The 17,856-nt window shown below is 46.9% G+C and carries 14 protein-coding genes and 1 riboswitch; of the genes, 4 read left to right on the forward strand and 10 right to left on the reverse strand.

Going from position 1 to position 17,856, the window contains the following annotated elements; all coding sequences use genetic code 11:
* Window positions 1-19 precede the first annotated feature (19 nt).
* Window positions 20-156: riboswitch (cobalamin riboswitch) on the reverse strand.
* 157 nt (window positions 157-313) lie between these two features.
* Complete coding sequence (locus L0U88_RS19185) at window positions 314-1,600, forward strand: DUF5690 family protein (RefSeq protein WP_234868230.1); 1,287 nt, start codon at window positions 314-316, stop codon at window positions 1,598-1,600.
* Between the two features lie 5 nt (window positions 1,601-1,605).
* Window positions 1,606-2,763, forward strand: coding sequence for a TIGR03364 family FAD-dependent oxidoreductase (locus L0U88_RS19190; protein WP_234868232.1), 1,158 nt, complete (start codon window positions 1,606-1,608; stop codon window positions 2,761-2,763).
* On the opposite strand, the gene L0U88_RS19195 is transcribed toward L0U88_RS19190, so the two are convergent.
* The 6 genes from L0U88_RS19195 to L0U88_RS19220 form a co-directional block, all read right to left on the reverse strand.
* A complete protein-coding gene (locus tag L0U88_RS19195; RefSeq protein ID WP_234868234.1) occupies window positions 2,756-3,334 on the reverse strand; it encodes an HD domain-containing protein in 579 nt (192 codons plus the stop codon). The genes L0U88_RS19190 and L0U88_RS19195 overlap by 8 nt on opposite strands.
* 116 nt (window positions 3,335-3,450) lie before the next feature.
* Window positions 3,451-4,974, reverse strand: coding sequence for a SusD/RagB family nutrient-binding outer membrane lipoprotein (locus L0U88_RS19200; RefSeq protein WP_234868236.1), 1,524 nt, complete (start codon window positions 4,972-4,974; stop codon window positions 3,451-3,453).
* A 25-nt stretch (window positions 4,975-4,999) separates the two neighbouring features.
* Window positions 5,000-8,290, reverse strand: a complete 3,291-nt coding sequence (locus L0U88_RS19205) for a SusC/RagA family TonB-linked outer membrane protein (protein ID WP_234868238.1) — start codon at window positions 8,288-8,290, stop codon at window positions 5,000-5,002.
* A 185-nt stretch (window positions 8,291-8,475) separates the two neighbouring features.
* Window positions 8,476-9,045 (reverse strand): helix-turn-helix domain-containing protein, encoded by a 570-nt coding sequence (locus tag L0U88_RS19210; RefSeq protein WP_234868240.1) that lies wholly within the window; start codon window positions 9,043-9,045, stop codon window positions 8,476-8,478.
* Window positions 9,046-9,080: 35 nt separating this feature from the next.
* Window positions 9,081-11,246 (reverse strand): xanthine dehydrogenase family protein molybdopterin-binding subunit, encoded by a 2,166-nt coding sequence (locus L0U88_RS19215; RefSeq protein ID WP_234868242.1) that lies wholly within the window; start codon window positions 11,244-11,246, stop codon window positions 9,081-9,083.
* 20 nt (window positions 11,247-11,266) lie between these two features.
* Window positions 11,267-11,740 carry a (2Fe-2S)-binding protein gene (locus L0U88_RS19220; protein WP_234868244.1) on the reverse strand — a complete coding sequence of 158 codons (474 nt, stop codon included), beginning with the start codon at window positions 11,738-11,740 and terminating at the stop codon, window positions 11,267-11,269.
* Between the two features lie 50 nt (window positions 11,741-11,790).
* Between L0U88_RS19220 and L0U88_RS19225 the strand changes: the two genes are divergently transcribed.
* Window positions 11,791-12,396, forward strand: a complete 606-nt coding sequence (locus L0U88_RS19225) for a peptidylprolyl isomerase (protein WP_234868246.1) — start codon at window positions 11,791-11,793, stop codon at window positions 12,394-12,396.
* Window positions 12,397-12,405: 9 nt separating this feature from the next.
* Window positions 12,406-13,209 carry an ion transporter gene (locus L0U88_RS19230; RefSeq protein ID WP_234868248.1) on the forward strand — a complete coding sequence of 268 codons (804 nt, stop codon included), beginning with the start codon at window positions 12,406-12,408 and terminating at the stop codon, window positions 13,207-13,209.
* 9 nt (window positions 13,210-13,218) lie between these two features.
* Here L0U88_RS19230 and L0U88_RS19235 read toward each other — a convergent pair whose 3' ends face one another.
* Genes L0U88_RS19235 through L0U88_RS19250 form a run of 4 tightly spaced genes read right to left on the reverse strand, consistent with a single transcriptional unit; the run spans window position 13,219 to window position 17,852 of the window.
* Window positions 13,219-13,908 carry an NUDIX hydrolase gene (locus tag L0U88_RS19235; RefSeq protein WP_234868250.1) on the reverse strand — a complete coding sequence of 230 codons (690 nt, stop codon included), beginning with the start codon at window positions 13,906-13,908 and terminating at the stop codon, window positions 13,219-13,221.
* 14 nt (window positions 13,909-13,922) lie between these two features.
* Window positions 13,923-15,608 (reverse strand): sodium:solute symporter family transporter, encoded by a 1,686-nt coding sequence (locus L0U88_RS19240; RefSeq protein WP_234868251.1) that lies wholly within the window; start codon window positions 15,606-15,608, stop codon window positions 13,923-13,925.
* 22 nt (window positions 15,609-15,630) lie between these two features.
* Complete coding sequence (gene araA / locus L0U88_RS19245; protein ID WP_234868253.1) at window positions 15,631-17,130, reverse strand: L-arabinose isomerase; 1,500 nt, start codon at window positions 17,128-17,130, stop codon at window positions 15,631-15,633.
* A 26-nt stretch (window positions 17,131-17,156) separates the two neighbouring features.
* On the reverse strand, window positions 17,157-17,852 hold the full coding sequence (locus tag L0U88_RS19250) for an L-ribulose-5-phosphate 4-epimerase (protein ID WP_234868255.1): 696 nt from the start codon (window positions 17,850-17,852) through the stop codon (window positions 17,157-17,159).
* Window positions 17,853-17,856 lie beyond the last annotated feature (4 nt).

The following is a 17,856-nucleotide window of genomic DNA, read 5'->3' on the forward strand; positions in this document are numbered from 1 at the left end:
GTACCTTACGCGGGAAGGTCCTAACAAAACAGAATCGGCAGGTATCTGGCTTTACGCTTGAGCGCATTACAGTTGCCCGTCAGCCCACGAGTTACACGTGGTTCCCTATTAATCAGCAGGATTGGGCCCTGCTGAACCGATGCTGTGATGACAAGAACTGGACACGAAAGTAGGCTTCTGGTAAAAGGCGGGGGCTGAATCTTTTTCACACCTGTGGAAAGAATGCTCAAACTCAAATGGAGTGCAGACTTAGCAATAAAGTAATGAAAGGGAAAATAAAATCTTCAGGCCGGAATCAGTAAATTGACAGCATATGTTGAACCGGATACTCAAGGGACCCGATTCCCGCCAGCAGCAGCTTGCCATCGTCATCCTGGCATCCTTTGCAGCTTTTACCACGTATTTCTGTATGTATGGGTTTCGAAAAGCGATCAGCGCGGGAACCTTTGAAGGCATGATGGCATTTGGGATCAGTTTCAAATCAGCCATCGTAATTGCCCAGGTGCTGGGATATATGACCTCCAAATTTATCGGGATCCGGTTCATTTCTGAGATCAATCCGGCTAAAAGAGGAACCTATATATTGACCCTGATAGGAGGCGCGCATCTTTGCCTGTTAATGATGGCCTTGATACCGCTGCCTTATAATGTATTGTTCCTGTTTTTGAATGGCATGTGCCTGGGCCTGATATGGGGACTGGTATTCAGTTATATCGAAGGCAGAAAATATACCGATCTGATTGCACTCATTCTGAGTATCAATTTTATATTCAGTTCCGGGGTAGTGAAGACGGTAGGACGCATCAGCATTGAATCCTGGGGCGTTTCAGAACTGATGATGCCCTTTGTAACCGGCGCAATTTTTTTGCCCTTGCTTTTTTTATCTGTTTATCTGCTGGGAAAGATACCTCCACCAGCGGAGACAGAAAAAAAAGAGAGAGGAGAACGCATTCAGATGAACAAATCGCAGCGTAAAGACTTAATCCGGTTGTTTCTACCCGGGCTCACCGTCATTGTATTGATCAATTTGCTGCTGACCATCCTGAGGGATATCAAGGATAACTATGCGGTTGAAATGCTGCTGGTGCTGGAGCCTGGTGCGTCTCCCGGGATCTTTGCACAGATGGAAACCATCGCCTCCCTGGCAGTGTTTGTCTTATTGCTGACCTTAACGGGTATCCACAATCATTTTAAAAGTTTGTATCGCCAGCACCTGGTGATAGGACTGGGATTTCTGACCATTCTGATTTGTGCATTGGGAATAGCCAATCATTGGGGATCTGCCATTTTCTGGCTGATAACATTTACGGTTGGGCTCTACCTGAGTTACAATGCGCTGCAATGTTTGTTCCTCGAGCGATTCATTGCTGCCTTTAAAGTGAAAGGAAATATCGGCTTCTTTTTTTACCTGATGGATTCGGTAGGATATCTCGGAAGTTGTTTCCTGATTCTTAACAAGGAATTGTTCAATGCGCAGACCAACTGGCTGCCTTACTTTATCCAGCTCAGCTGGATCTTTGGTATTGCAGGTGCCGGACTGGTAGCCTATAGCTGGATCTATTTCAGTCGCAAGTATAAATCTCAACCCGTTCTTTTATAAATTTTATGCAACCCAAACATTTTGATCTGATCGTGGTAGGAGCCGGCGTGCTGGGCAGTTTTCATGCCTATCATGCCGCGAAAAAAGGATGGAAGGTATTATTGATTGAAAAGGATGAAAAGCCGGCCGATGCATCTGTCCGCAATTTTGGAATGATCATTCCATCCGGAATGGCAAAAGGAGAATGGAAGGAGTATGGCAGGAGGAGCATGGAGATATACCGGTCGATTCAGAGCAGTTTTGACATCACGCTGCGTGCTAATGGTTCTATTTACCTGGCATCTGACAATACGGAGGCTACACTATTGGAAGAGCTTGCTGCGATTAATGAAAAAGACGGATATGCCTGTACGTTAGCAAGTAAAGAAGATTGTTTGTTGCGGTATCCCGGACTTCGGGCTTCTTATTGTCAGGGCGGGTTATATTTTCCGGATGAAATAACGGTGGAGCCTAACCGCATGGTGCATCACCTGATCGCTTATATGAAGGAGCAGTTGGGACTGCTATATAAATCCAACACCCTGGTGAAGTCAGTAGTTTATCAGTCAGATCGTGCCTGGGTAGAAACCGGTAATGGCGAGCAATTCAGTTCTAATTATGTGGTGATCTGTTCAGGAAGGGAGTTTAAAACCCTGTATCCTTCTTTGTTTACGAATGCGGGCATTGAGTTGGTCAAGTTGCAGATGATGCAGACTACACCTATGCCGGATTATGAACTGAAGGGGTCCATCTTCGGTGGACTTAGTATCAGACGATATGAGAGTTTCCGGGAGTGTCCTTCATTTGAAAAGCTGCAGTCAGCGCAGATAGACAGCCGCTTTAAAAAGTGGGGGATTCATGTGTTGTTCAAACAGGCGATGGATGGCAGTATGATCATAGGTGATTCACATGAATATGCGCCTATTGATCAAACGGATTCATTGGGATTTGAGTACAAGCAGGTAATTGAAGATATCATTCTGCAGGAGGCGCAGCGAATGATCCGCCTGCCACACTGGAACATTGCAAAAACCTGGAATGGGTATTATACACAAAGTAAGGAGCAGGATATTTTCCGTGAATATGCGGATACGAATATCCTGATCCTTACTGCAATTGGAGGGAAAGGCATGACGGCTAGTCCGGCTGTTGCGGAAAAAACCATCAGCCAATGGACTAATTAGCCTGTTGGCGCCCAATAATATACTGCGTCAGTTTTTGTTTCAGTTCATCCAATTCGGGAAGGGGTTTGCCTTCGATCTTGGCAGCTTCATCCCAGGTGCGCATACGGATATACAAATCAAAAAGCGGATCGGCTTCAAAAGCTTTTGCTTCTGCTTCTTCCATTCTTCCACCCTGGTATTCGAGGGTCTTTTTGCTGGCTTCTGAAAGCTGTTCATAGTAGGAAGGATATTTCCAGGTGAGGTAGCGTTTGGCGTTCACATGGGAGGCGATGAGTTTACACATTCGTTCTCCCATACCAAGGCCAAGCAGCCAGTCGGCCCCCACTTTTTCATGATCCATCACCCCATATCCATCCATGGTTTCAGAAACATCATGAACAGGCAGGAGGTGACCAACATCGTGCAGGAAGGCAGCGAGCACCACTTCATCGTCGTATCCTTCTTCCATAGCGAGTTGAGCAGCCTGTACCATGTGTTCGAGCTGGGAAACTTTTTCGCCTGCATATTCTTCTGCACCGAATTGTTCGTACAGGGAAAAGATCTGGTTGGTGAGTTCTTGTGGAGTTGTCATAGTTCAAATTTAAAATCAGGAATGGAAATCAAAACATGCATTAACGCAAGTATGCACCCAAAAAGCGCAAGGCGACCCAATAAAGGAATCGCCTCGCGGATTTAGTTGTTTTTAGTTTATTTGTTTACCCAGGTAGCTGTGTTTTGAGTATCTTCTCCCTGGCGGGCAACAGCTTCGTTGCGGTTGGTAGCATTCAACGATTGTTCTGCCTGAGGATAGATATAACGTACCGGAACTTTGTTGTCGTTCAGGTTAGCCGGACCAGGAATTACTTCCGGCAAACGGGTACGACGCCATTCAAACCAGCCTTCGAGTCCGTTGAAATAAAGCGCTACCCATTTTTGCAGTGCGATCTTAGCCAGTTTTTCCTGGGGTGTGCCGGTATAGGCAACTCCGGACTGAGTAAGATAATCTGCCGGCATGGTCAGGTTGATATTGTACTGTGCAGGTACTACCCCTCTCCAGTACTCGAAATTGGCATTGATACCATTCAGGTAGTAGGTTTCTGCAGTACCGGTAGTGATGAGTTCTTTTTCGCGTGCTTCAGCCAGGAGGAACTGCAATTCAGCATAGGTCATCAGCAGTGCCTGGGGAGCATCGGGAACCGGTGGCGCCTGACCCGGGTCATTACAAACCAGGCAGGCGAATGTATACCCAACACGGCTAACGCCTTGTGGCCCACCATTGTAATTCAAGGCATCCACATCTCCCAATCCATTAGGAATGCCCTCAATTGCAGGAGTACCTGCTGCAACTGAAGCTAATGAAGGTCTTCCAAAAACATTCAAACGGGGATCATTAAGCGAAGTCAAACGATCATCCAATGTTTTACTTACCCGGAATTCATCAATAGAACCTACCCTTGAATCATACAAAGGCCATTGGTTGGGGGCCAGTGCCAGGTATTTCATTGCTGCATTATCCGCGTTTCCGGTAAAGATGGGGTTGTTAGCAGGATCCCCCACGATTGCCTGCATTTCTGCTTTTACATCTTTCTTGGCAGAAATTCTAAGCAGGTAACGCAATCTGAGTGAGTTTGCCAGTTTTCTCCATTTCATGATTGCAGAAGGACCTCCCCCATACAATATATCTCCTGCAATACTGGTTGTGCTTACCGCCAGGATTTCATTGGCAGTTTTCAGATCAGCCAGGATACCATTGTAGATGGATTCCTGTGTATCATATTTAGGTGTATAAATACCATCGCTCTTGGCTTTACCAGCTTCTGAGTAAGGAATATCACCATACGCTTCAGTAGCCTGGGCGAACATCCAGGACTTCAGAATCAGGGCAACAGCGTTGTATGCATTGGTATTATCACCTCCTACTTTATTGAAAATATTCTGCAGGTTGCGATAGTTCCCATACACGTTGTTCCAGATACCGTTTTGCTCATTCCAGAGATATCGGTCTTCATTTACGAACTGAATCTTGGCGTGGTATTGCACAACAATATTTCCAATGCCCCAGGCCTCAAAGACCTGTTGGTTCATAGCACTTCTGATAACGCCACTTAATAGGAGATCCGGATTCACATCAATAGGAACGTTCCCATTGGTGTTAATCTCTTCAAAATCTTTGGTACATCCTGCCAACATCCCCATTATCAGAAATGGCAGGGTTATTTTAAGAAATTTCATATAAAAGAGTTGGATGGGTTAGTGATTATAATTTGAAACTGAGGTTCACACCATAACTGCGGGTGGTAGGAATACTCATGTATTCAATACCTGGTAATGCTGTTCCACCGCTATAGCTCATGTTTTCAGGATCTACGTGCGGAACATTGTCCCACAGGAAGAGATTACGACCAACCAGTGAAACCGCTACACCACGGAAAGGAAGTTTACCCCAAACCTTATCAGGGATATTATAACCAACCTGCAATTCCCGCAATTTGATGAAGCTGGCATCGTACATTACACCTTCAGCGATGTTACGACCACCGGTCCAGGCAGTATGCCATTCGCGGGCAGTAACTTTTCTTGAATTTGGAGTAAAAGAACCATCTGCATTCTGAACCACACCTTCTCCAATTACACCGTTTCCAGGTTTGGTCAGGTCGTATCCATCAGCACGGCCTTCCAGTGTTTCGGTAATGATACCACCTTCGCGACCCACCACCTGGGTCAGGGAATACAATTCACCACCACTGCGGATATCAAAGAGGAAGCTCAGGCGAATGCCTTTATAGTTAAAGCTGTTGCGGATACCCATCAACCAGTCGGGGTTGTAGTTACCTAATTTGATACGATTGGTTGTACGTACCGGACGACCATTGGAACCAATCACCATTTGACCGGCATACTGTCCGGATGCGTCATAATATGGAGCATTGGGATCTTTGCTCTGTACTCTTGCAAATCCAATTCCATACAGATCACCCATACGCTCACCTACTCTGGCTTCAATGCTAACACCACGGCTTGCCATTACGAGATTGGTCAGGCCATCACTCAGCTCAATCACTTCACTGCGGTTAGCAGACCAGTTAACATCAAAATTCCAGGTCAGGTTTTTGTTTCGAACCGGTACCAGGTTCAACATGGCTTCAAAACCCCAGTTTTTAATCAAGCCGGCGTTGATTACGCGGCTTCCATAACCACTGGTGTTAGAAAGCGGAATAGAGAGGATCTGGTTTTTGGTACGGCTGGTATAATAAGTCAGGTCCAGTCCGATTCTGTTATCCAGGAAACGGATATCAGTTCCCACTTCGTAAGCAGAGCTGATCTCCGGCTTCAGGTTCAGGTTCGCCAGAACGCTGGTTTCACCATAGATCTGGGAAGAACCATAAGGTGTGCTCGGGTTGAAGGACTGAGTAAAGCGGAAAGGATCTGTATCATTACCTACCTGCGCGAAGCTTCCACGAACTTTCAGGAAACTGATGAAGTCGGGGAGTTTTACAACATCACTCAAAATGGCACTCAATGCAACAGAAGAATAGAAATAAGAGTTATCCTCGGATCCAAATTCTTTCAAGGCATCTGGAAGTGTCAGAGCAGAGCTCCAGTCGTTCCGACCAGTGATATCCAGGAACAGGAAGTCTTTATAACCCACAGATGCTGTTCCGTACAAGCTATTGATTCGCTTTTCAACGAAGTTGTCTTCGCTAACCAGCGGAATCCTGCTGTTGGTGAGTCTGTAAATGCCGGGGATATTGAGCTGTCCGGCTACGTTTTCTACAAAACGGCTGGTCTGGCGCATCTGGTTGCCACCCACAGTTGCAGTGAGGTTGAAATCACTCACCTGCTTGGTAGCAGTCAACAGGAAGTCGGAGTTCCTTTCTTCGTTGGTGATATTCACCTGGCGATACTGACCAAAGGGGAAACGTTGGGTACTGAAAGCTCTTCTGTACTCTCTTCTTTCCTGGCTCCAGTCGGTTGCAGAACGCAGCTGCAGATTCAGCCAGTTTGTAAATTCATATTTCAGTGTAATGTTACCAATGATCCGGTCATAATACTGGCCATTGGTATTTTCCATTACAGTGAGGTAGGGGTTATCGTGGTAGTTGTAGTTCCAGCTGAACTGGCGAAGTCCTTCCGCACCACGCATGTACAGGCGCTTCATATCTTCTACCCGAATAGATGCAGGCAGCCAGCAGTTGAAGAGGTACATCAGACTTTCTGTACCATAACTGATAGAAGGACGGTTATCACTTTCACTCTTGATATAACTTACAAATGCACGTGCACTGAGTTTATCGCTAAAGTTGTAACCACCCGTAAGAGAGATCGTATTACGACGAAGATCTGTATTGGGTACGATACCGGTCTGATCCAGATTGGTATAACTCAGGCGGAAATCACCACTTTTATTACCACCTACTAAAGCTACGTTGTTGGTGATGGCGCGACCTGTTTGCAAGAAATCTTTCAGGTTGTCTACATCCGGAACCCAGGGAGTAGCAGTGATTACTGATCCTGCAGGGGCATTCAGATCACCACCCAGGAATTCAGTAGGCTGACCATTTAATGTCCGGGGAGAGTTATACTGTGGATAGGATTGTCCGCGGAATGCAGGTCCCCATCCTTCGTCGGTACCATCTGTTAAACCAGCACCAGCACCATTTACAAATGCGAAATCACCACCATTACCATTTCCTTGTCCGTATACTTTCTGGTACTCAGGTAATTTCAGTGCGGATTCAGCAGTAACGTTGCTGTTCACTTCAACACCCAGTCCTTTTTGAACACGTCCGGATTTGGTTTTGATAACAATTACACCATTCGCAGCGCGTGAACCATAGAGGGCTGATGCTGCAGGTCCTTTCAAAACTGACATAGACTCGATATCATCAGGGTTAAGGAAGGAAGCACCATTACCGAAATCCACTTCCAGGTTACCTCTACCAGATGCACCTGTAATTGCATTACTAACCGGAACACCATCAATTACATAGAGCGGCTGGTTTTTATTCAGGTCAACCGAACGTTCACCCCGGATGGTAACACGGGCGGAACCACCTATACCAGATGGACTACCAACAACAGTAACACCAGCAACTTTACCAGCCAGCTGATTTACTACGTTGGATTCCCTGGCAACAGTCAGGTCTTCCCCTTTAACTTCCTGGATAGCATAACCCAGTTTCTTTTTTTCGCGGCGGATACCAAGGGCGGTAACAACTACTTCATTTAATGAATTGTTGAGGGTGGTAGCGTTTACCACGATTTCTCCTGTGCCGCTGACAGTAACTTCCTGAGTAGTGATACCCACACCACTGAATACTAATACGTCGCCCTGTTTGGCTGTAATCCGGAAGCGGCCATCAATATCGGTAGCCACACCGCGGGTTGTGCCTTTGACGAGAACAGAGATCCCACTAAGCGGACTGTTATCCTGCTTAGAAAGTACTCTACCAGTAATTTGTTCCTGTGCGAGAAGGAGAAGGGGCGAAATGAGGAGCAGCAGAAGCCCCACCAGGCCCGAGGCTCGATGATGTCTTGGTTTTCTCATAAACTTAGTAGTTGTTTTTAATTACGACCCAAAACTATCCGCCCAAAATGAAGCCTTTGTTACCGACACTTTATTAAAATGTAAAGGTTTAGGCTAAATAAACGGTTGGTTTAGGTTAACTAAACTTAACGAAAATTTCACATTGCACAAAAACTAAATAAAAAGCAAACGATTGCGTAATTTTTTCAGAAGAGATAAATGACGAGCAGGAGGGCTGTTACTTTTCCTACGTTTTTAATTCTATGCGGATGCCGGCCATCAAATGCGAGGGAGTCGCCGGCTTTCATGGTGAACTTCTCTTTGTCTACCTGGTATTCAATTTCACCCTGGACCAGGTATTTCAATTCATAGGCTTCTGTAGTAACCATCTGGCGGCGGGCGGCACCTGGTTTTATTTCCAGCAGTTCCATATCAAAGGCGGAACTGTTGACAGCTCTGGAAAAAATCCGTTTATACGAGAAGCCTTTCACCGGCTCCCGATTTACTTCTTTGAGTTCATCTTTACGGATAACATAGTATTTGAGATCGGTCATTTTTGCCTGCAGTCCTTCAAAAAATCCGCGCATATCTTCATCCAGGGAATGCACGATACTTAAGAGTACAGGTAAAGAAGGAACAGTCCGGTTGTTTTCAATTTGTGAAATCAGGCCTTTGGTAACACCCGCTTTATTGGCAAGTTGCTCCAGTGTTATGTTTTTTTCCTGCCGCCTCGCGCGAATGCGTTCGCCAATCAGCAAGAGTATCTCTTCTGTCATATGACAATATTAAGGCGGACTTGTTAGCTCCAATATTAAATTTTATTTATATCAAAGGGGAGTCGCCTGATTCGTTTTCCGGTTGCCGCAAATATTGCATTACATAGGGCAGGAGCGAGCGGAGGTAATCCCGGTTCACCAACACCTTTGATTTTTTCACCACCTTCCGCCAGGATAAACACTTCAATCGGAGGTGTTTCAGTTATTTTCAGAATCGGGTTATTGTGAAAATTGGATTGAATGGTTTTACCATTTTCAATGCGGATGCCATTCTTGATGGCTGCTGTTATTGCCATAACAATAGCACCTTCCACCTGGGCTTCCACCATATCGGGATTTACCATCGTACCCAGATCAATTACAGCATACACTTTTTCTATTTTGATGCCATCGCCTTTTTTAGATACTTCCACCACGTTGCCTGCAAGGCCGGCAAAAAACTCCCACTGTGCCACGCCCCTGCCCCATCCGGCCGGCAAAGGTTTATCCCAGTTGGAGACCTCTTTTAATTTCTCCAATAGTCTTTTCGTATCGGAATGCTTACTATCCAGCATGGACAACCGAAATGCCATGGGATCTGCACCAGCTTTAACTGCCATCTCATCCAGGAAAGATTCATGGGAGAAAGCAAGCGTGGTAGAGGTTACCGCTCTCCAGGCTGCCAGCGGCACATGCATATCTGCATGCACATAGAGATTCTTCATGTTTGGTATCTCGTATGCCTGTTCACTGATACCTTCGGTCATGCCTCCATCGGTTTTGGTTTTATCATAGTTCGGGTTGGTTGCCGCCCCGATGGATGGAGAGATCACCTTATGCTGAAAGGCAACCGGTTTTTTATTGGCATCCAATGCTCCTTTGAAAGCTGAGAAAGTCATGGGTCGAAAAGGTCCCTGCTGGGTATCATCTTCGCGGGTCCAGATCGCCTTAACCGGTTTACCGGCTTTTTTGGAAAGCTGCACTGCTTCATGCACATAATCCGGGTACAGCCTGCGGCCAAAGCCACCCCCATTGAACTGAACATGCACGGTAATGTCTTCCGGTTTTACCTTGTATTCTTTCGAGAAACTGTTTTTGATACTGAAAGGCACCTGCGTGGAAGTCCAGATTTCAATCTGGTTGTTTTCTTTCCAATGGGCCAGGCAGTTCATGGGTTCCATTGGTGAGTGAGACACCATCGGTGTTTCATAAAAAGCTTCCAGTTTGGTGGGAGCTGCTGCATAGGCTTTATCAAAATCACCTTTGGTATGATCCACTACGCCTTCGGATTTTGCTAGCTCTCTCAATTGCTGCTCGTAGGCGGTGAGCGAAAATTTATCATAGCCCTGGTAATCCCATTTTACTTTCAGCGCTTTGCGACCCTGAACTGCAGCCCAGTAATTATCCGCCAGCACTGCCACCCCTTCAAAACGGTATTTGCCAATTAAACGCTCACAGGTAATTACCTGCTGTACGCCTTTTACTTTTTTGGTTGCGGAATCATCAAAGCTGATGAGTTTGCCACCGAAAACAGGGCAACGCTCGATGCTGGCATAAAGCATTCCCGGAACCTCTACATCAATACCAAATACTGCCGTACCATTGCTTTTCAGGGGGATATCAGGTCTCTTTACCCGCTTGCCCAGCAATATAAATTTGGAGGGGTCTTTTAGTTTGGGCTCCTTGGGCACTTCCAGTTTGGCTGCAGTAGCTGCCAGTTCCTGGTAAGTGGCGGAGCGATTGCTTGCCTTGTGCAGGACCTTTCCATTTTCGGTTATACATTCCTGTGCGGGTACACCCCAGGCCTGGCTGGCTGCAGTTACCAGCATTTCCCTGGCTGCTGCACCCACCTTTCTGTACTTGGTATAACTGGTACGGATAGATGCAGAGCCTCCGGAGAACTGATCTGCTCCTAATTCTATTTGTCCGCCTGATTGGCGGATGGTAACCAGGTCTAGGGTAAGATCCAATTCTTCCGCAATCAAAGAAGGAATCGACTGGAAGGTTCCCTGTCCCAGCTCCGGTTTGGTATTATATATGGTAATGCCTCCTTTCGGGTCAATCAGCACAAAGGGTGTAACACCCACCAGTTCGGCGTCATTGCTCAGGTTCACCAACTGTCCGAATGCTTTTCCATCTACTCCATTCAGCCCAATGATGAGGCCTGCGCCGGTGAATGAGGACAAACGCAAAAACCGACGACGGGAAAGAGTCGTACGCATGGCAAGTAGTTTATGTTAGTTTAAAAAGGTTTGGCTTTCATCAGCTCGGCCGCTCTTTTCACTGCCTTGCGGATGCGCGGGTAAGTACCGCATCTGCAAAGATTACCCTGCATGGCCGCATCAATCTGCTCCTCGGTGGGGTTGGGATTTTTCTTCAGGAAGGCAACTGCAGTCATTATCTGTCCACTCTGGCAGTAACCACATTGCGGAACCTGGAATTCAATCCAGGCCTGCTGTACAGGATGCTCCAAATTGTCTGAAAGGCCTTCTATGGTGGAGATCTTTTTATTGGCGGCGGCTGTAACCGGGGTACTGCAGCTCCTGACAGGATTGCCATCCATGAGCACTGTACAGGCCCCGCACTGCGCCATACCGCAGCCAAATTTTGTCCCTTTTAATCCTACGAAATCGCGGATCGCCCAAAGCAGGGGCATCTGGGGGTCCACATCAATCTTGTATTGCTTGTTGTTTACCGTCAGTGTAATGGCAGCCATAAAACTCAATTGTAAACACCAATTTAACACTTATTCAGCAACTTTGGGGTATGAAACAGTTGGGCATATTCAAATGGGGCATCTGCCTGTTTGTGATCAGTTTGCTGGCATCCTGCGGTGGAACAACCAAAAACAGTGATACAGTAGAGATTGAGATCAAAACCGTGGAAGGCACCATCATCGCGGAGCTTTATCCTAAGCAAGCCCCCGAATCGGTGAAGGCTTTCCTGGCTATCGTGGACCAGGGACTCTACCAGCGCAGTTATTTTTACCGGATCCTGAGTGATGAAAATCAGCCCTCCAATGCACCCAAGGCGGAACTGATACAGGGCGGAATTTGGAGCCGCACGAAAAAAAGACCCGAGCTGCCCCGGGTCCCGCATGAAACCACCCAACAAACCGGTCTTACCCACAGTGCAGGGACACTCTCATTTGCCAGGGAAGAACCAGGCAGTGCCACCTCGGAGTTTTTCATTACGCTGAGTGATTTACCGGGCTTTGATTTCGGGGGTGAAAACAATGCAGATGGCCAGGGATATGCAGCATTTGGTAAAGTGATCAGTGGCATGGACATCGTTCGAAAAATCTATCGCAAGCCTGAAACCGATCAATATTTTGATCCTCCGGTTATGATTGTCGATATTCAACGTCGATAAGCCTTTTGTATGAGCTGGAGAACCCGACTGTTTGAAATCATTTTTGAAGCTGAAACGAAGGCCGGCAAACGATTTGACCTCGCCCTGCTGGTGCTCATCCTGGTCAGCCTGACTGTAGTTATGCTGGAAAGTATGCCATCCGTAGCTGCCCAATACGGGAAAGAACTGTTGATTATTGAATGGATCATCACCGGGTTGTTTACCATTGAATATGTGCTTCGTCTACTGGTGGTAAAGAGGCCATTGCGTTATGCCCGTAGCTTTTATGGCATCATCGATTTGCTTGCTATTCTGCCTACGTATTTCAGTATATTGTTTCCCGGGTCACAATTCCTGTTGTCCATTCGGGCTTTACGATTGATGCGCGTTTTTCGCATACTCAAGCTCACCCACTTTGTATCAGAAGGAAAAGGGATCCTGATGGCAATGAAAGCCAGCGTACGACGCATCAGTATCTTCCTGAGTTTTGTCCTCCTGTTAAGCACCATCCTCGGAACTATTATCTATGTAGTGGAAAACGCTGCTAACCCGGATTTCAGCAGTATTCCCCAAAGTATTTACTGGGCAATTGTTACCATTACCACCGTTGGTTATGGAGATATCTCACCCATCACCGCCATTGGTAAAATGGTTGCCTCACTTGTGATGCTGCTGGGATATGCGATCATCGCAGTGCCAACTGGTATTGTTACTGTAGAGTTATCCAAACAGTTTGGAAAGAAAACCAACCTCACAGAAAGTTGCCCGGGTTGCGGGCACGATGGCCATGATCCGGATGCGCGGTTCTGTAAATTTTGCGGACATGCATTGTAAGCCCGCTGCTTAGATCATCTGGATTCCCTCGCTTTCCAGCTGCTTGTATTTTTTCTTGTCGAATACATAATAGAAGGCACCCTTTTTGGAAGAGGCTTTTTCTTTTTCATCCAGCCGCTGCAAAATACCAAGGGATAAAATCTTTCGGGTGAAATTGCGCTTGTCGAAGCTTCTTTCAAAGATCGCTTCGTATAAGGCCTGTAATTGTTGCAGAGTGAATTTATGAGGCAGCAATTCAAATCCAACCGGGTGATTGGATACTTTTTGCTGCAATCGCTCCTTCGCGAGTTTGATCATTCTTTTATGATCAAATACCAGGGGCGGGAGTTTTTTGAGATCAATCCATTTTGCCTGGTGTTCTTCCAGTTTATCATTATCCGAAGCATCAATTTTAATGAGGGCAAAATAGGCGATGGATACAACTCTCCCGCCCGGATCCCTGTCAAGGTCGCCAAAGCAGTAGAGTTGTTCCATATAAATTTTATCGAGTCCGGTCAGGTTCAGGAGGATCCTGGCTGCCGCATCATCTATGCTTTCATTTTGCTGTGCGAACCCACCCATCAGGGACCATTTACCAGCTTCGGGTTCCAGGCCTCTTTTTACCAGGAGCGCTTTCAACCCACTGCCATCAAATCCGAAGATGATGCAGTCTACCGCAAGTAAAAAACGATCGTACTGTTTGTATTCAATTCTTCCCATAACTGCGGGCTAATTTACCAGAATTTAATGTAGAGTGCCATTAATATCAACAGTGTAACTACAATTTGCAGCAGGGTGGAAGGCTTAACCTTAAACATTCCCTCATCGTGGATGAAGGCCTTGGGATTGACTTTCGGACCAGACAGGCTGATCAGGATCATGAGTCCCATCGTCATGAAAAAGGCAAAGCCCATACAAATCAGGAAGGGGATCTCATAGGTACCATCACCTCTTGGATACGCCGTATACAGCCAGGTTTCATTGCCAAACAGTTTTGGAGCCAGATCGTTGAAGAGAATAGACAAGAGGAAACCGGCAATTACACCCACCACAGCAGCTGTTCCGGTAGTTCTTTTCCAGAACATACCAAGGATGAATACAGCAAATACACCCGGACTAAAATACCCCGTGTATTTCTGGATAAAAGTGAAGCCGCCTTCAGCGCCGATACCAAGCAGATCATCCCAGGTAAAGATCACTGCAATAAGCATCGAGATGATCACTACCGAACGGCCAATCCATACCATTTTGGTTTCATCCGCCCCTTTGTTGATGTATTTTTTATGAATGTCCAGTGTATAAATGGTAGAGATGCTGTTTGCCTTACCCGCAAGTGAAGCTACAATTGCTGCAGTAAGCGCGGCAACCGACAAACCCTTCAGCCCGGAAGGCAGGAAGGAGAGAATAGCGGAATAAGCACTGTCCATTTTGCCGGAGAACTCTGGAAGATGGCCACCTTTGTACAACACATAGGCCGCAATTCCGGGTAACATTACAATGATGGGCATCATCAGTTTCAGGAAACCGGCAAAGAGCAAACCGGAACGGGCTGTTTGCAGATCGGCTCCCAGCGCGCGTTGTGTGATGTACTGGTTACAACCCCAATAGTTGAGGTTCACCACCCACTGTCCGCCCAGGTACATCAGTACCCCGGGAAGAATTCTATACTTGTCGATGTATTCCTGTGTGGATTCGGGTCCTGGTTTATCCAGCATCATATGAAAATGATCCGGGGCTTCTTTCATGAGTTGATTAAAACCGGCGATCACACTGGAGCCCAGTCCGAATTTTTCACTCACGATGGTAAGGGCCATATAGGTAGTAGCCAATCCGCCAATGATCAGTACGGCTACCTGGATCACATCTGTGTAACCAATCACTTTCATGCCACCCAATGTAATGATGATGGCTGCTGCAGCCAGGGCCACCATGATGATATGCAGGTATTGTCCACCCAGCAGGCCGTCAATCGCGATAGCGCCCAAATAAAGAATAGAGGTAAGGTTGACAAATACATAGAGGAATAACCAGAAAATGGTCATAATGAAGGCCACCGTGGCATTGTACCGCATCGTCAGGAACTGCGGCATTGTATAGATCTTGTTCTTGAGATAAATGGGGATGAACCAAACCGCAATGATGATCAGGGCCAGTGCAGCCAGCCATTCGTAAGCAGCAACCGCGATGCCCACAAAGAATCCATTTCCACTCATTCCGATAAACTGCTCTGCAGAAATATTGGAGGCGATCAGTGAGGCTCCGATGGCCCACCAGGTGAGTGATCCTTCCGCGAGGAAGAAATCTTTGGTGTCCGTAACGGCTTTCTTCTTTTTGTTGTAAATCCAGAATCCATAAGAGCCAACCAGGAGGATATAGGCCAGAAATACCACTATATCGGCCGTAGACAGGTACTTAGTCATGACAAGCTAAACGTCGGTTTGGTTAAGAATTGATTTGGTAATATACGTCACTCCAGCGCAAATCATTCTTGAATTGATAGAGATTTGTTTTTTTGCCAATCAGAACAAATTCAATTCCGGCCATATCGGCGAAATCTTCCAGGTGCTCTGAAGTCAGGTTCTGGCTGTAGCAGGTATGGTGTGCTCCCCCGGCCAGGATCCAGGCGGTACAGCCGGTTTGCATATCCGGGTAGGGTTTCCAGAGCACGCGGGCCACAGGTAATTTGGGCAGATCATGCACTGGAGTTACTGCCTCCACTTCATTTACCAGCAGGCGGAAGCGATTGCCCATATCGATGATGGAGGCATTCAAAGCAGCCCCTCCGTCTACATTGAACACCAGGCGAACCGGGTCTGCTTTTCCTCCGATGCCAAGAGGGTGCACTTCGCAACTCGGTTGTCCATGTGCGATAGAGGGACAAATCTCCAGCATATGCGCACCCAGCACCATCTGGTTGGCCGGATCAAAATGATAGGTATAATCTTCCATGAAAGAGTTGCCTCCTTTCAGTCCCTGTCCCATTACTTTCATTGCGCGTACCAGTGCAGCTGTTTTCCAGTCCCCTTCTCCCCCGAATCCATAACCGGATGCCATCAAACGCTGTGTGGCGATGCCAGGCAGTTGGGTCATTCCATGCAAATCTTCAAAAGTATCGGTGAAACCTTTGTAACCGCCGGCTTCCAGGAACTGGCGCATACCAATTTCAATGCGGGCCGCATCGGTTAGGGATGAACGTTGGTCACCTCCTTTTGCAAGGGCACCCGCCAGTTTATAACTTTCTTCATATTCCTGGCAGAGTTTTTCTACTTCTGCATCTGTAACCTGGTTGATTACCTGCACCAGGTCTCCAATACCATGGGTATTTACTGCATAACCGAATTTCAGTTGTGCTTCCACTTTATCACCTTCTGTAACAGCTACTTCACGCATATTATCACCGAAACGAACAAAGCGGGCGCCTTGCCAGTCGGCCCAACCGGCGGCTGCCCTAACCCATGTATTGATTTGTTGCTGCACGGCAGTTTCTTCCCAGTAGCCGGTAACTACTTTCCTGCGCATGCGCATGCGGCTTACCAGGAAACCAAATTCGCGATCACCATGTGCGCTCTGGTTGAGGTTCATGAAATCCATATCGATTTTGGACCAGGGGATATCGCGGTTGAACTGGGTATGCAGGTGCAGTAATGGTTTTTGCAAAATCTTCAGGCCATTGATCCACATTTTGGCTGGCGAGAAAGTATGCATCCAGGCAATGATGCCAATACAGTTGCGGGTGGTATTCACTTCCTGGCAGATGGCAAAAATTTCATCCGGTGAGGTAAGAATCGGCTTATATACAATTCTTACAGGAATCATGGGAGCCCTGTCCAGTGCTTCCGCAATTTGCTGCGAGTGTGCTGCTACCTGCTGCAGGGTTTCTTCACCGTATAAATGTTGTGATCCTGTCAGGAACCACACTTCGTATTGCTTCAAACTATCCATATAAACTGTATTGAGTCTTTTAAAAATTATTGGCCGTAGTAGGCATCCGGACCATGTTTCCGTTCCCAGTGTTTTTTGATCAGGGCTTCTTTCAGGCGGGGTGCATTGGGATTGATCTGTTCCGTATGCATCGCCATTTGAGCAACAGTCTCCAGTACTGCACTGTTGTACACCGCTTTGGCAGCTGTTTTTCCCCAGGTAAAGGGAGCATGATTGCCCACCAGTATCATTTCCACTTCGCGATAATCCAGTTTTCTTTCAGCGAAACAATTCATTATTTGAAAACCGGTCTGGTATTCGTAATCTCCTTCAATCATGCTGTCTTCCATGGGTGGCGCACAGGGTATGTCAACCGTATTGTGGTCAGCATGCGTGGTGCCATAGATTGGAATATCGCGCTGTGCCTGGGCCCAGGCGGTGGCATAGACTGAATGCGTATGTACGATACCGTTAATGGCTGTCCAGTGCTTGTATAAAACTGCATGGGTTTGTGTATCTGATGAGGGGCGTAAATCTCCTTCCACAGTCTTACCATCAAAATCTATAATCACCATGGAGGCGGGTGAGAGTTGATCATAGGGCACGCCACTTGGTTTAATTGCAAACAGCCCCTGGCTGCGATCAGCTGCACTTACATTCCCGAAGGTGAAGAGTACCAGTCCGAGACGGGGAAGTTGCATATTGGCTTCATATGCTTCCTGCCGGATATGCTCATATCGCATGATG

It is taken from the genome of Flavihumibacter fluminis, assembly GCF_021491375.1.
GTDB classification, from domain to species: Bacteria; Bacteroidota; Bacteroidia; order Chitinophagales; family Chitinophagaceae; genus Flavihumibacter; species Flavihumibacter fluminis.

Excerpts from the sequence above, each read along its gene's own strand:
- L0U88_RS19185 (WP_234868230.1), top strand. The coding sequence starts at position 314 with ATGTTGAACCGGATACTCAAGGGACCCGATTCCCGCCAGCAGCAGCTT.
- L0U88_RS19190 (WP_234868232.1), top strand. The coding sequence starts at position 1,606 with ATGCAACCCAAACATTTTGATCTGATCGTGGTAGGAGCCGGCGTGCTG.
- L0U88_RS19195 (WP_234868234.1), bottom strand. The coding sequence starts at position 3,334 with ATGACAACTCCACAAGAACTCACCAACCAGATCTTTTCCCTGTACGAA.
- L0U88_RS19200 (WP_234868236.1), bottom strand. The coding sequence starts at position 4,974 with ATGAAATTTCTTAAAATAACCCTGCCATTTCTGATAATGGGGATGTTG.
- L0U88_RS19205 (WP_234868238.1), bottom strand. The coding sequence starts at position 8,290 with ATGAGAAAACCAAGACATCATCGAGCCTCGGGCCTGGTGGGGCTTCTG.
- L0U88_RS19210 (WP_234868240.1), bottom strand. The coding sequence starts at position 9,045 with ATGACAGAAGAGATACTCTTGCTGATTGGCGAACGCATTCGCGCGAGG.
- L0U88_RS19215 (WP_234868242.1), bottom strand. The coding sequence starts at position 11,246 with ATGCGTACGACTCTTTCCCGTCGTCGGTTTTTGCGTTTGTCCTCATTC.
- L0U88_RS19220 (WP_234868244.1), bottom strand. The coding sequence starts at position 11,740 with ATGGCTGCCATTACACTGACGGTAAACAACAAGCAATACAAGATTGAT.
- L0U88_RS19225 (WP_234868246.1), top strand. The coding sequence starts at position 11,791 with ATGAAACAGTTGGGCATATTCAAATGGGGCATCTGCCTGTTTGTGATC.
- L0U88_RS19230 (WP_234868248.1), top strand. The coding sequence starts at position 12,406 with ATGAGCTGGAGAACCCGACTGTTTGAAATCATTTTTGAAGCTGAAACG.
- L0U88_RS19235 (WP_234868250.1), bottom strand. The coding sequence starts at position 13,908 with ATGGGAAGAATTGAATACAAACAGTACGATCGTTTTTTACTTGCGGTA.
- L0U88_RS19240 (WP_234868251.1), bottom strand. The coding sequence starts at position 15,608 with ATGACTAAGTACCTGTCTACGGCCGATATAGTGGTATTTCTGGCCTAT.
- araA (WP_234868253.1), bottom strand. The coding sequence starts at position 17,130 with ATGGATAGTTTGAAGCAATACGAAGTGTGGTTCCTGACAGGATCACAA.
- L0U88_RS19250 (WP_234868255.1), bottom strand. The coding sequence starts at position 17,852 with ATGCGATATGAGCATATCCGGCAGGAAGCATATGAAGCCAATATGCAA.